The sequence below is a fragment of the Streptomyces sp. NPDC051740 genome (assembly GCF_044453165.1).
Lineage (GTDB): Bacteria > Actinomycetota > Actinomycetes > Streptomycetales > Streptomycetaceae > Streptomyces > Streptomyces atrovirens.
Genome location: NZ_JBITCL010000002.1, coordinates 155,852 through 167,969, shown reverse-complemented (window position 1 = coordinate 167,969; position 12,118 = coordinate 155,852). Strand labels below are relative to the sequence as shown.

General features: G+C 73.5%; 10 protein-coding genes. 3 read left to right on the top strand and 7 right to left on the bottom strand.

Annotated features, from left to right (window positions below):
* Window positions 1-2 precede the first annotated feature (2 nt).
* Window positions 3-1,268 (top strand): NAD(P)-binding domain-containing protein, encoded by a 1,266-nt coding sequence (locus ACIA6T_RS03840; protein WP_399445302.1) that lies wholly within the window; start codon window positions 3-5, stop codon window positions 1,266-1,268.
* Window positions 1,269-1,367: 99 nt separating this feature from the next.
* Here the strand turns inward: ACIA6T_RS03840 and ACIA6T_RS03835 are convergent, their stop codons facing one another.
* The 6 genes from ACIA6T_RS03835 to iolC form a co-directional block, all read right to left on the bottom strand.
* Complete coding sequence (locus ACIA6T_RS03835) at window positions 1,368-2,330, bottom strand: chaplin family protein (RefSeq protein ID WP_399444943.1); 963 nt, start codon at window positions 2,328-2,330, stop codon at window positions 1,368-1,370.
* A gap of 152 nt (window positions 2,331-2,482) precedes the next feature.
* Window positions 2,483-3,355 (bottom strand): ABC transporter permease, encoded by an 873-nt coding sequence (locus tag ACIA6T_RS03830; RefSeq protein ID WP_399444942.1) that lies wholly within the window; start codon window positions 3,353-3,355, stop codon window positions 2,483-2,485.
* Window positions 3,352-6,006 (bottom strand): alpha/beta fold hydrolase, encoded by a 2,655-nt coding sequence (locus ACIA6T_RS03825; protein WP_399444941.1) that lies wholly within the window; start codon window positions 6,004-6,006, stop codon window positions 3,352-3,354. Before ACIA6T_RS03825 ends, ACIA6T_RS03830 begins: the two co-directional genes overlap by 4 nt.
* Window positions 6,007-6,149: 143 nt before the next feature.
* Window positions 6,150-7,088: a class A beta-lactamase gene (gene bla / locus ACIA6T_RS03820; protein WP_399444940.1), complete on the bottom strand. Its 939-nt coding sequence runs from the start codon at window positions 7,086-7,088 to the stop codon at window positions 6,150-6,152.
* A gap of 139 nt (window positions 7,089-7,227) precedes the next feature.
* Window positions 7,228-8,730 carry a CoA-acylating methylmalonate-semialdehyde dehydrogenase gene (mmsA, locus tag ACIA6T_RS03815; RefSeq protein ID WP_399444939.1) on the bottom strand — a complete coding sequence of 501 codons (1,503 nt, stop codon included), beginning with the start codon at window positions 8,728-8,730 and terminating at the stop codon, window positions 7,228-7,230.
* A 346-nt stretch (window positions 8,731-9,076) separates the two neighbouring features.
* Window positions 9,077-10,027, bottom strand: coding sequence for a 5-dehydro-2-deoxygluconokinase (gene iolC, locus ACIA6T_RS03810; RefSeq protein WP_399445301.1), 951 nt, complete (start codon window positions 10,025-10,027; stop codon window positions 9,077-9,079).
* A gap of 429 nt (window positions 10,028-10,456) precedes the next feature.
* On the opposite strand from iolC, the gene ACIA6T_RS03805 reads away from it, so the two are divergent.
* Window positions 10,457-10,657, top strand: coding sequence for an AlpA family transcriptional regulator (locus ACIA6T_RS03805; RefSeq protein WP_073931800.1), 201 nt, complete (start codon window positions 10,457-10,459; stop codon window positions 10,655-10,657).
* 2 nt (window positions 10,658-10,659) lie between these two features.
* Here the strand turns inward: ACIA6T_RS03805 and ACIA6T_RS03800 are convergent, their stop codons facing one another.
* Window positions 10,660-11,706, bottom strand: a complete 1,047-nt coding sequence (locus ACIA6T_RS03800; RefSeq protein WP_399444938.1) for a zinc-dependent alcohol dehydrogenase family protein — start codon at window positions 11,704-11,706, stop codon at window positions 10,660-10,662.
* Between the two features lie 151 nt (window positions 11,707-11,857).
* Between ACIA6T_RS03800 and ACIA6T_RS03795 the strand changes: the two genes are divergently transcribed.
* Window positions 11,858-12,097 carry a heavy-metal-associated domain-containing protein gene (locus ACIA6T_RS03795; protein ID WP_399444937.1) on the top strand — a complete coding sequence of 80 codons (240 nt, stop codon included), beginning with the start codon at window positions 11,858-11,860 and terminating at the stop codon, window positions 12,095-12,097.
* The last annotated feature ends 21 nt before the right edge of the window (window positions 12,098-12,118 follow it).

Genomic DNA, 12,118 nt, shown 5'->3' with positions numbered 1-12,118 from the left:
TGATGTACGACCTTCTGGTGGTGGGCGCCGGTCCGTACGGTCTGTCGATCGCGGCCCACGCCGCGGACGCCGGACTGAACCTGCGCGTGTTCGGCCGGCCCATGGCGTCCTGGCGGGACCACATGCCCGGCGGCATGTTCCTGAAGTCGGAGCCGTGGGCGTCCAACCTCTCCGCCCCGGGAGGGCGCTGGAAACTGGACGCGTACTGCGCCGAGCAGGGCCTGGCGGCGCGTCACGCGCACCCGATCCCGGTGGAGGCGTTCGCGTCGTACGGCCTGTGGTTCGCCCGCAACGCCGTGCCGGAGGTGGACGAGCGCACGATCACCCGGATCTCGTCCGGCGCCGACGGGTTCACGGCGGTCACCGAGGACGGGCAGGCGCTGCACGCGCGGACGGTGGCGCTGGCGATCGGGGTGATGCCGTTCATCGAGGTGCCGCCGGCCCTGCGCGGCCTGCACCCCACGCTGGTGACGCACAGCAGCCACCACAGCGACCTGGGCCACTTCCAGGGCAAGGACGTCACGGTGATCGGCGGCGGCCAGGCGGCCCTGGAGACGGCGGCGCTCCTCGCCGAACAGGGCACGCGCGTACGGGTGCTGGCGCGGGCGGAGCGGCTGCGGTGGAACGATGTGCCGCCGGCCTGGGAGCGCCCGTGGTGGCAGTCGGTCCGCTCGCCGCACAGCGGTCTCGGGCCCGGCTGGCGGAACTGGTTCTACTCCGAGCGCCCCGGCCTGTTCCGGCGGCTGCCGCAGACGTCCCGGTCGCGGATCGCGGCCACGGCGCTGGGTCCCGCGGGCGCGTGGTGGGTGCGGGACCGGGTGGAGCGGGCGGTGGACCTGATGCCGGGCCAGGAGGTCACGGCGGCCGCCGCGGTGCCGGGCGGGCTGCGCCTGGACCTGACCGGCCGTGACGGTGCCCGGCGCTCCCTGGAGACCGAGCACGTCATCGCCGCCACCGGGTTCAAGGCGCACCGTGACCGGCTCGGCCTGCTCTCCGCCGAGCTGCGCGGGGCGCTGGCGGCGCTGCCGGACGGTTCCCCGGTGCTCGGCCACGGCTTCGAGTCGTCGCGTCCGGGGCTGTTCATGGCGGGCCTGGTGACAGCGTCCGGCTTCGGCCCGGCGATGCGCTTCGTGCACGGCGCGACGTTCACGGCGCCGACGCTGGTCCAGGGGGTGCGCCGGCGGCTGAGGTCGACGCCGGCGCGCGGGACGGTTCCCGTGCCGGGCGGCGGCAGCCGCAGCGGGACGCCGTCGCCGGTGAACGGCTGACCGGCATCGACGACGCGTCCCCCGGACCGGTCTCGGTACGGGGGACGCGTCGTCGTACGGGTACGGCTGCCGGGTGGGGCGGGCCCGGCAGCCGGCGCCTCAGCGGCGGGAGGCGGTGCGGGCGCGGCGGTAGACCATCGCGCCGCCGGCGATCAGGACGGCGCCGGCCGCCGAGGCGGCGATCATGCCGTCGCTGCCGGTCTCGGCCAGGTGCGGCGGGTTGCCGGGCACTTCCGCCTCCTCGGCCGGGGGCTTCTCGACCTCGTGCGCGGGAGGCATCCTGACGTGGGTGGGCGGAGGCGGCGTCTCCTTCCCGGGCTCGTCCTCCTCGCCGTAGCCGCCGTAGTTGCCGCAGTTGTTGCCGTAGGAGTCGTTGAACAGCCCGATCACGTCGACGTTGTTGCCGCACGCGTTCACCGGCAGGTGGAGGGGCACCTGCACGCTGTTCCCGGACAGCACACCGGGCGAGCCCTTGGCGGCGCCCACCGCGCGCGCGCCGTCGGAGTCGCCGTAGCCGCCGTGGGCGGAACCGGCGTTCGAGGAGTCGCCGTGCGTGCTCTCCCCGTGCGACCCGTCCGCGGACTTCTCCGCGTCGTCGTGGGAGCCGTGGGATCCGTAGGATCCGTTGACGCACGTGTTGTCGGATCCCTCGTTGAACGCCCCGACCACGTCGACGCCGTTGCCGCACGCGTTCACCGGCGCGTGGACCGGTACCTGCACGTTGTTCCCGGACGCCAGTCCGGGCGAGCCCTTGGTGCCGCCCACCGCGTGCGCACCGTCATCGGAGTGACCGTGCGAGCCGTCCTTGGACGTGTGGGAGCCGTTGACGCACGTGTTGTCGGATCCCTCGTTGAGCACCCCGACCACGTCGACGCCGTCGCCGCACGCGTTCACCGGCGCATGGACCGGTACCTGCACATTGTTCCCGGCCAGCGCACCGGAAGAGTCCTCGGCTTTGCCGGTCGCGTACGAGTCGGCGAGGGCGGGGGTTCCGTACAGGGACAGAATGCCCGTGGCGGCGGCGGCCGCCACGAACACTCCCCTGCTCAGGGTCTGTCGCAATGTGGTTGTCTTCCTGCTTGAAGAAATGGGAGCGGCCACGCGTTCTGGCCCTCCGCTGCCGCATGGCCTACTCCTTCATCAACCCGACCCGACGGAATCGGTTGCGCAGTTTCACCCGGTTGGCCCGCTCCGCACCCGGAAGGGACCACCGGCTACGACACCACGTCCTTGCGGACGAACCCGCGGAACGCCAGCGCGAACAGCACCAGCGCGTACGTCACGGACACCGACGCGCCCTGGATCATGCCGGACCACTCCGGGGTCGGCTGGACGGCGTCCGCCCAGGCGAACTGCCAGTGCGCGGGCAGGAAGTGACGCCAGTCGCCGAGGGCGGTGACGGCGTCCAGGACGTTGCCGACGATGGTCAGGCCGACCGCGCCGCCGACCGCGCCCAGCGGGGCGTCGGTGCGGGTGGACAGCCAGAACGCGAGCCCGGCGGTGACGAGCTGCGACACGAACAGGTACGCCACGACCACCACGAGCCGCTGCGCCGCCGTCCCCGGATCGAGCGCGCCGCCGGTGGGGATCTGCAGCGGGCCCCAGCCGTAGGCGGCCGTGCCGACGACGAGCGCCACCACCGGCAGCAGCACCATCGCCACCAGGCTCAGCCCCAGTCCGACGATCAGCTTGGACCACAGCAGCCGCATCCGGGGCACCGGCGCGGCGAGCAGATAGCGCAGGGAGGACCAGCCGGCCTCCGAGGCGACCGTGTCCCCGCAGAACAGGGCGACGGGGATGACCAGCAGGAAGCCCGCGGACACGAACAGGTTCACGGCGGCGAAGTTGGCACCGGAGGCGGTGGCCGTGTCCATCAGGTTCACCCGGCCGCCCGGACGGTCCGGCTCGCCGCCGATCGCGAAGGCGACCACCAGCACGAACGGCAGGACGGCGAGGATCGCGCCCATCACGAGGGTGCGGCGGCGCTTGAGCTGGCGGACCAGCTCGACCCGGAGGGGCAGGGTGCGGCCCGCGCGGTAGCCGGCGGCTGCCTCGGCGCGCTCGGTGAGCTGGGTGAGCGTGCTCATGCGGAACCTCCGATCAGGGTGAGGAAGGCGTCTTCGAGGCGGCGGTGCGGGCCCACCGACGCCACGGGCACCTCCAGCCGGACCAGTTCGGCGACCAGGCGCGGGGCGGTGCCGTCGGCGTCGAGCCGGACCAGCAGCCCCCCGTCGGCGCGTACGGCGGAGGCGACGCCCGGCAGCGCGGCGATCTTCTCGGCGACCGGCTCGTCCACGGGCTCCTCCGTCCCGACGAGCAGGGTGTCGCCGGAGCCGACGATCTCCCGCACCGGACCGGCCTGGACGAGCCGGCCGCGGTCCATCACCACGAGGTGGGTGCAGGACCGCTCGACCTCCGACAGCAGATGGCTGGAGACGATCACCGTGCGTCCGGCCGCCGCGTACCGGATCATCACCTCGCGCATCTCGCGGATCTGCGGCGGGTCGAGTCCGTTGGTCGGTTCGTCGAGGATGAGCAGGTCCGGAAGGCCGAGCATGGCCTGGGCGATGGCGAGGCGCTGGCGCATGCCCTGGGAGTAGGTGCGCACCGCGCGGGCGAGCGCGTCACCGAGCCCGGCGATCTCCAGGGCCTCCTCCAGGTGGGCGTCCTCGGCCGGACGTCCCGTGGCCCGCCAGTACAGCTCCAGGTTCTCCCGCCCGGACAGGTGCGGCAGGAAACCCGCGCCCTCGACGAAGGCTCCGACCCGGGACAGCACGGGGGCGCCGGGGCGGATGGCGTGGCCGAAGACGCGGATCTCGCCGCCGTCGGGCCTGATGAGCCCCATCAGCATGCGCAGGCTGGTCGTCTTGCCGGCTCCGTTCGGCCCGAGCAGACCGAGCACCTGCCCCTTCTCCACCCGGAAGGACAGGTCCCGCACGGCGTACCGGTCCGAGGAGCGGGCGTACCGCTTGCTCAGGCCGGTGATCTGGAGCGGTACGTCGGCCAGTTCCGGGTCGGGTGCCGGGGCGGTGGTGCGGCGGCGGCCGGTGAGCAGCAGCCCGAGGGCGATCAGGGCACCGGCGACCGGCAGCCACACCACCCACGCGGGCAGCGGGGCCGCGGCGGTGGTCACGCCGGGGGCGGTGGGCACCGTGAGGTCGCTCTTCAGGGAGACGGTGTACGTCGCCGGGGCGGCCGGGGAGGCGTAGCCGAGGTCGGTGGAGGCGAGGACGAGGCGCAGCCGGTGCCCCTCCTCGACCTTGTGGTCGACGGCCGGGAGGGTGAGCGTCACGTCCTCGCCGGACTCGGCGTCCTCGACGCGGACGGGCGCGACGAGCTGCGAGGGCAGCACCTGCTGCCGTCCGTCCGGGCCGACGTCGTACACCTTGCCGAAGAGGACGGCGTCGTCGCCGGTCGACTCCACGTGGACGGTGACGGTCGGCGATCCGGTGATCCGCAGGTCGTCGCCGACCGGGGCGGAGTCGAAGCGGGCGTACTGGCCCGGGAAGTCCAGGGAGATGCCCACGCCGAGCGAGGAGAGCTGGGCGAGTCCGCCGGAACCGCCGAGGCCGGGCAGGGAGGAGACGGCGGGCGGGCTGGCGCCGGCCGGGTTGGCGAAGCTCTGTTCGCGTCCGGTGAGGGGGAAGGACCGGCCGCCGTTCGTCAGACCCGGGTAGGTGTCGGAGCTCGCGCCGTTCAGCACGGCCTCACCGTCGGTGGAGTCGACGCCTCCGGTGCGGGTGACGCGGAAGGCGGGGCCGGTGTCGACGCTCTCGTCGTCCTTCAGGTACCGGTCGAACCAGGTCCGTACGCGCTGCTGCACGCGGTCCGTCTCCGGGTTGCCGCCGTCGTGGCCGCCCGCGATCCAGTCGACGTCGACCGGGGCGCCGTTGGCGCGGATCGCCTCGGCGGCGGCGTCGGCCTGGCCGAGCGGGAAGAGGGAGTCGGTCTGCCCCTGCATCAGGAGCGTGGGCACGTCGATGCGGTCGGCGACGGCGGACGGCGAACGCGCCTCGAGCAGCTCGCTCGCCTCGGCGTCCGGCACGCCGGACTCGGCGACCCGCTCGTACATCGCGCACAGCGCGGGCTCGAACTTCTCGCACCCGCCGCCGGAGTTGACGAAGACACCGGCCCACAGCCTCTTGAAGACGCCGTTCGGGAAGAGCGCGTCGGCGAGGTCGAAGTAGGTGATCGCCGGGGCGATGGCGTCGACCCGGTCGTCGTACCCGGCGCCGAGCAGGGCGATGGCACCCCCGTACGAGCCGCCGGCCATCCCCACCCGCGGGTCGCCGCCCTTGTCGAGCTCGACCTCGGGCCGCTCCGCCAGCCAGTCGATCAGCCGGGAGACGTCGGCGACCTCGCCCTCCGGGTCGTTCAGCCCGATCTTCCCGGTGGACCCCCCGAAGCCCCGCGCGGACCACGTCAGCACGGCGTACCCGTCACGCGCGAGGTCCTCGGCCTGCTCCCGCACGTCGTCCTTGCTGCCGCCGAAGCCGTGCCCGAGCAGCACGGCGGGCCGGCGCCCGCCGGACCCGGCGGTGAAGAACGAGGTGTCGACGCGCACCCCGTCGCCCACGCTCATGACCCGGTCGGCGCGGCGGACCGCGGGCGCGTCGTCGGAGGCGACGGCACTCCACGTACCGGCACCGGCGAGCACGACGACGGCGGCCGCGGCGGCGACGGTCCGTCGCGGCCATCGTGACCGCGGCCACCGCGATCCGGGCAGTCGAAGATCCATGCGTCAACGGTACGTGGCGAACCTGTCGGACGGATGTCGACCGCAGACCGAACCCGGGGACCTCCCGCAGGCGTACGGGAGGGCGGCCGCGTACCGCGTCCGCGGTACGCGGCGGCGCACGACGCCCGTCGTGGCGGTCGCCGTCAGGTGAGCGCCCCTGCCAGCAGTGCGGCGGTCTCGGCGATCAGCGGGTTGTCGGGCGCGGCGTCGGGCTCGCGCTTCGTCGTGAGGACCGCCAGGACGACGGGCGCGCGCCGCGGGGGCCAGGCGACGCCCACGTCGTGGTTGGTCCCGTACTTCCCGCCGGCGGTCTTCTCCGCGACGGTCCAGTCGGAGGGCAGACCGGCCCGGAGTTTCGCGTCGCCCGTGGTGTTGGCCAGCAGCCAGCCGGTGAGCCGTTCGCGGTCCTCGGGTGCGAGCGCGGTGCCGAGCGTCAGGCGCGCGTAGGTCCGTCCGATGGCGTACGGCGTGGTGGTGTCCGTCACCCGCCACGGTTCGGCGGAGTTCAGCTCGGGCTCCCACCGGTCGAGCCGCGTCGTCCGGTCCCCGAGCGACCGGCAGAACCGGGTGACCGCGGCCGGCCCTCCCAGCTCCCGGAGCAGGAGGTTCCCGGCGGCGTTGTCGCTGTAGCGGATCGTGGCGGCGCAGAGCTCCGCGACGGTCATGCCCGAGGCGAGGTTCCCGGGCTCCCCGGTGACCGGCGCGTACCCCGAGTCCGTGACGTCCTTCTCGGTGTACCGGATCCGCTCGGCCAGGAACTCCCCGTCGCGGTCGAGGTCGCGCAGTACGGCGGCGACGGCCGGTGTCTTGAAGAGCGAGCACATGGGGAAACGCTCGTCCGCGCGGTACCGCACGGTTCGGCCGGTGGCGGTGTCGCGGGCGTAGACGCCCAGTCGGGCGGAGTGCCGCTGTTCGAGTTCCCTCAGCCGGCGCACGACCGCACCGCCGGCCCTTCTGTCGCCGTCCGGCGCCGAGGCGTGGGCGCTCCCGCTCATGGGCAGGGCGGTGGCCAGTGCCGCGCCGGTCCCCCAGGCGAGCACCTTGCGCCGGGACGTGGGCTGCTGTGCGCTGTCCAGGATCATCTCCTCCTCCGGTCAGGATCTCGGACAGGAGGACCACTCATCCGGATCATTTGGTTCCGGGGGAGGTGCGGAGGAGGGCCGGCCGGGACCGTGGAGGTGGGCACGGTCCCGGCCGGCCGGGGTGACGGTCCGCGCGGGCTCAGTGGTTGCGCGGGAAGCCCAGGTCGACGCCGGCGGGGGCGTCCGCCGGGTCGGGCCAGCGGGTGGTGACGACCTTGCCGCGGGTGTAGAAGTGCGTGCCGTCGTTGCCGTAGACGTGGTGGTCGCCGAAGAGGGAGTCCTTCCAGCCGCCGAAGGAGTGGTAGCCGACGGGGACCGGGATCGGGACGTTCACGCCGACCATGCCGGCCTCGACCTCCAGCTGGAAGCGGCGGGCGGCGCCGCCGTCGCGGGTGAAGATCGCGGTGCCGTTGCCGAAGGGGGAGCTGTTGATGAGGTCGAGGGCTTCTTCGTAGGTGTCCGTGCGCAGGACGCAGAGGACCGGGCCGAAGATCTCGTCCTGGTAGGCCTTCGCCGTGACCGGCACCTTGTCGAGGAGGGAGATGCCGATCCAGTGGCCGTTCTCGTGGCCGTCCACCGTGTGGCCGGTGCCGTCCAGGACGACCTCGGCGCCCTCGTCGGCCGCGCCGGTCACGTAGGAGGCGACCTTGTCGCGGTGGACCTTGGTGATCAGCGGGCCCATCTCGGAGGCGGGGTCGTCGCCGGGGCCGATCTTGATCTTCTCGGCGCGCTCGCGGATCTTCTCCACCAGCGTGTCGCCGATCGCGCCGACGGCGACGACCGCGGAGATCGCCATGCAGCGCTCGCCGGCCGAGCCGTAGGCCGCGGAGACGGCCGCGTCGGCCGCCGCGTCGAGGTCGGCGTCGGGGAGGACCAGCATGTGGTTCTTGGCGCCGCCGAGGGCCTGGACGCGCTTGCCGTTCGCGGAGGCGGTGGTGTGGATGTAGCGGGCGATCGGGGTGGAGCCGACGAAGGAGACCGCCTTGACGTCGGGGTGGGCCAGGAGGCGGTCGACGGCCACCTTGTCGCCGTGGACGACGTTGAACACGCCGTCGGGCAGGCCTGCTTCGGAGAGGAGTTCGGCGAGGCGGACCGAGGCAGACGGGTCCTTCTCGGACGGCTTCAGCACGAACGTGTTGCCGCAGGCGATGGCGAGCGGGAACATCCACATCGGCACCATCGCCGGGAAGTTGAACGGCGTGATGCCGGCGACGACGCCCAGCGGCTGGCGGATGGACGCCACGTCGACGCGGCTGGCGACCTGCGTGGACAGCTCGCCCTTGAGCTGCACGTTGATGCCGCAGGCCAGGTCGACGATCTCCAGGCCGCGCGCCACCTCGCCGAGCGCGTCGGAGTGCACCTTGCCGTGCTCGGCGGTGATCAGCTCGGCGATCTCGTCGCGGTGGGCGTCGAGCAGCGCGCGGAACCGGAAGAGGACGGTGGTGCGGGTGGCGAGCGAGGACTGGCCCCAGCTCAGGTACGCCTCCTTGGCGGCGGCGACGGCGGCGTCGACCTCCTCGACGGAGGCGAACGCGACCTTCGTGGTGACCTCGCCGGTCGCCGGGTCCGTCACCGGGCCGTACGTACCCGAGGCGCCTTCGGCGGTCCTGCCGCCGATCCAGTGGTTGACGACCTTCGTCATGACCGAGAACTCCTTCACAGATGGCGGCGACGGGTGGTGACGTGCCGTTCGTACAGCTCGTGCGCCTCGGCCGCGGGCGGACGCGCCGCGGCCTCGGCCATGGATCCATCCCACCAGGGAGGGGCTGCCGGGCGGGCCCGACACAGTGTCGGCCGTTCGGGTCTCCGAGTGGACACATGGGACTTCGGCGGAACCTCCGGCGCGGGGCCGCGGCGGGCGGGGAGTCGTCGCTCGCACTTCGCTCCTGCCAAAGCGAAGCGGCCTCCCGCGCCGGAGGCGATCGGTGGGGTGGTGCCTGTGGTGCCTGTGGTGCCCGTGCCGGCGCACCGGGGGACGTGCGGGGCGGTCATGTGACGGCTCCCGCGGCGAGTGCCGCGTCGATCTCGTCGGGGGTGGGCATCGCGGAGGAGCACTCCAGGCGGGAGGCGACGACGGCCCCGGCGGCGTTGGCGTGCCGCATGGTCTTCTCCAGGTCCCAGCCGGCCAGCAGGCCGTGGCAGAGCGAGCCGCCGAACGCGTCGCCGGCGCCCAGGCCGTTGAGGACGGTCACCGGGAGCGGCGGGACCTCGGCCGACCGGCCGTCGCGGTCCATGGCCAGGACGCCCTTCGGGCCCTGCTTGACCACCGCGATCTCCACTCCGGCGGCGAGCAGGGCGCGGGCCGCGGCGTGCGGTTCGCGCTCCCCGGTGGCGACCTCCACCTCGTCCAGGTTGCCGACGGCGACCGTGGTGTGGCGCAGGGCCTCGCGGTAGAAGGGGCGGGCGGCGTCGGGGTCGGTCCAGAACATGGGGCGCCAGTCGAGGTCGAAGACCGTGGCGTGGGACCCGGCGCGGTGGGCGAGGGCGGCGAGGGTGGCGGTGCGGCTGGGTTCCTCGCTCAGGCCGGTGCCGGTGACCCAGAAGACGCTCGCGTCGCGGATGGCGTCCAGGTCGAGTTCGTGGGCGTCGATCTCCAGGTCGGGGGCCTTGGGCCGGCGGTAGAAGTAGAGCGGGAAGTCGTCCGGCGGGAAGACCTCGCAGAAGGTGACCGGGGTGGGCAGGCCGGGGACGGGGGTGACCCAGCGGTCGTCGACGCCGAAGTCGCGCAGCGCCTCGTGGAGGTAGGTGCCGAAGGGGTCGTCGCCGGTGCGGGTGATCACGGCGGTACGGCGGCCGAGGCGGGCGGCGGCGACCGCGACATTGGCCGCCGAGCCGCCGAGGAACTTGCCGAAGGACGTGACCTGCGGCAGCGGTACGCCCGTCTGGAGCGGATAGAGGTCCACCCCGATCCGCCCCATGGTGATCACGTCGTACGCCATCGCGTCCCCTTCGTACGGCTCCACGCCTGTGTGGTCCTCCCCCGGTTTCTAGCCCCGGTCACGAAGCCCTGTCAATGTTTTGTCCGGACATTCGGACGAGACTTTGTCGAGTCCTGCCCGGCTCCGCCGCCGCGGGGTCCGGGCCGGCTCCGCCGCCGCGGGGTCCGGGCCTGCTGCCGCGAGGGAAGTCAACGCGCCCCGCCGACGGACCGGCGTGCGCCTGTGTGACATCCCTGTCACAAACACTCCCGTGCCGTCACGGGCGTCACACGTGCGCGGACCTTCCGTCACACCCGGCACACAACCCCTGCCCTGCCGCCGACGGGCCTCGTTCACCGGGCACAACGCATGCCCGATCACCAGCGCACGCCCGGCCCCCCTGACGGCCGCCCCCGGCCGTCGCCGTGGTGCGCGCGGGGAGGTGCCACCATGACCGACCGATCGCTGTGGTCCTACAAGGACATCGCGGCCCACATCAAGGTGCAGCCGGACACCGTCCGCTCGTATCGCAAGCACGGACTGCTGCCCCCGCCCGACCATGTGGAGGCGGGCAAGCCCTACTGGTACGCCGACACCGTCCGGGCGTGGGTCGCCTCCCGTCCGGGCAACCGGGGACGCGGGAACGGCTGAGATCAGCTCCAGGGTTCGATGACGGTCACGCCCGCCCCCGCCGCCGCCCCGCCCATGGCGGCGAGGGCGGACGGGGCGGCGTCCAGGGTGATGGTGGAGGTCACCAGCAGATCGGGGCGGAGCACGCCGGCCCGGACCAGTTCCAGCATCGGGGGGTAGGTGTGCGCGGCCATGCCGTGGCTGCCGAGGAGTTCGAGTTCGAGGGCGATGGCGCGGGCCATGGGGACGGGTGTGGTGCCCGTCGGTGAGGGCAGCAGGCCGACCTGGACGTGGCGGCCCCGGCGGCGCAGGCCGTTCACCGAGGCGGCGCAGGTGGCGGGTGCGCCGAGGGCGTCCAGGGAGAGGTGGGCGCCGCCGCCGGTGAGGTCGCGGACCGCCCCGGCGGGGTCCCGCACGGCCGCGGCGTCCACGCACTGCGCGGCGCCGAACCTCCGTGCCAGGTCGAGGGCCCCCGGTGACACGTCGACGGCGACGACGCGCGCACCGGCCGCCGCGGCGATCATCACCGCCGACAGGCCCACCCCGCCGCAGCCGTGCACGGCCACCCACTCCCCCGCCGCCACCCGGCCCCGCTGCACCACCGCGCGGTAGGCCGTGGCGAAACGGCAGCCGAGCGAGGCGGCCGTCGCGAAGGACATCCCGTCGGGGACGGCGACGAGGTTGACGTCCGCGTGGTCCAGCGCCACGTACTGGGCGAAGGAGCCCCAGTGGGTGAAGCCGGGCTGGGTCTGGCGTTCGCACACCTGCTGGTCTCCGGCCGTGCAGGCGGAGCAGGAACCGCAGGCGCAGACGAAGGGGACGGTGACCCGGTCCCCGGCGCGCCAGCCGGTGACCCGGGCGCCGACGGCCTCGACGGTCCCGGCGAGTTCATGGCCGGGGACGTGCGGGAGGGTGATGTCCGGGTCGTGGCCCTGCCAGCCGTGCCAGTCGCTGCGGCACAGGCCGGTGGCCTCGACGCGGACCACGACCCCGTGCTCCGCGGGCTCCGGGTCCGCGACCTCCCGCACCCCGGCCGGCTCCCCGTACCGCTCGAACACCACCGCCCGCATGAACCGTCCCGCCTTCCGCTCGGCCCGATCATCGTGGATTTATACCCCCTAGGGGTATAATCTGGGTGGCAGGAGGGTCTTGAGGTCCCCGTGACCCGCGTGGGCCCGCACCGCCCCACCCATCATCCACACCTCGACGAGGAGCAACGACATGACCTTCCAGACCGACACCCAGGGCTCCGTCACCACCGTCTACAAGGTGAGCGGGATGAGCTGCGGGCACTGCGAGGGCGCCGTCTCCGGCGAGATCTCCCAACTCCCCGGTGTCAGCTCGGTGCAGGCGGTCGCCTCCTCCGGCGAGGTGACCGTCGTCTCCGAGGCCCCGCTCGACGAGGAGGCCGTCCGCGCCGCCGTCGACGAGGCCGGCTTCGAGCTGGCGGGCCAGGCCTGAGCCGGTCCTGAGCCCCCGCGC

Bases quoted from the DNA above. Each gene is read 5' to 3' on its own strand.
- ACIA6T_RS03840 (WP_399445302.1), top strand. From the start codon at position 3: ATGTACGACCTTCTGGTGGTGGGCGCCGGTCCGTACGGTCTGTCGATC.
- ACIA6T_RS03830 (WP_399444942.1), bottom strand. From the start codon at position 3,355: ATGAGCACGCTCACCCAGCTCACCGAGCGCGCCGAGGCAGCCGCCGGC.
- ACIA6T_RS03825 (WP_399444941.1), bottom strand. From the start codon at position 6,006: ATGGATCTTCGACTGCCCGGATCGCGGTGGCCGCGGTCACGATGGCCG.
- bla (WP_399444940.1), bottom strand. From the start codon at position 7,088: ATGATCCTGGACAGCGCACAGCAGCCCACGTCCCGGCGCAAGGTGCTC.
- mmsA (WP_399444939.1), bottom strand. From the start codon at position 8,730: ATGACGAAGGTCGTCAACCACTGGATCGGCGGCAGGACCGCCGAAGGC.
- iolC (WP_399445301.1), bottom strand. From the start codon at position 10,027: ATGGCGTACGACGTGATCACCATGGGGCGGATCGGGGTGGACCTCTAT.
- ACIA6T_RS03805 (WP_073931800.1), top strand. From the start codon at position 10,457: ATGACCGACCGATCGCTGTGGTCCTACAAGGACATCGCGGCCCACATC.
- ACIA6T_RS03800 (WP_399444938.1), bottom strand. From the start codon at position 11,706: ATGCGGGCGGTGGTGTTCGAGCGGTACGGGGAGCCGGCCGGGGTGCGG.
- ACIA6T_RS03795 (WP_399444937.1), top strand. From the start codon at position 11,858: ATGACCTTCCAGACCGACACCCAGGGCTCCGTCACCACCGTCTACAAG.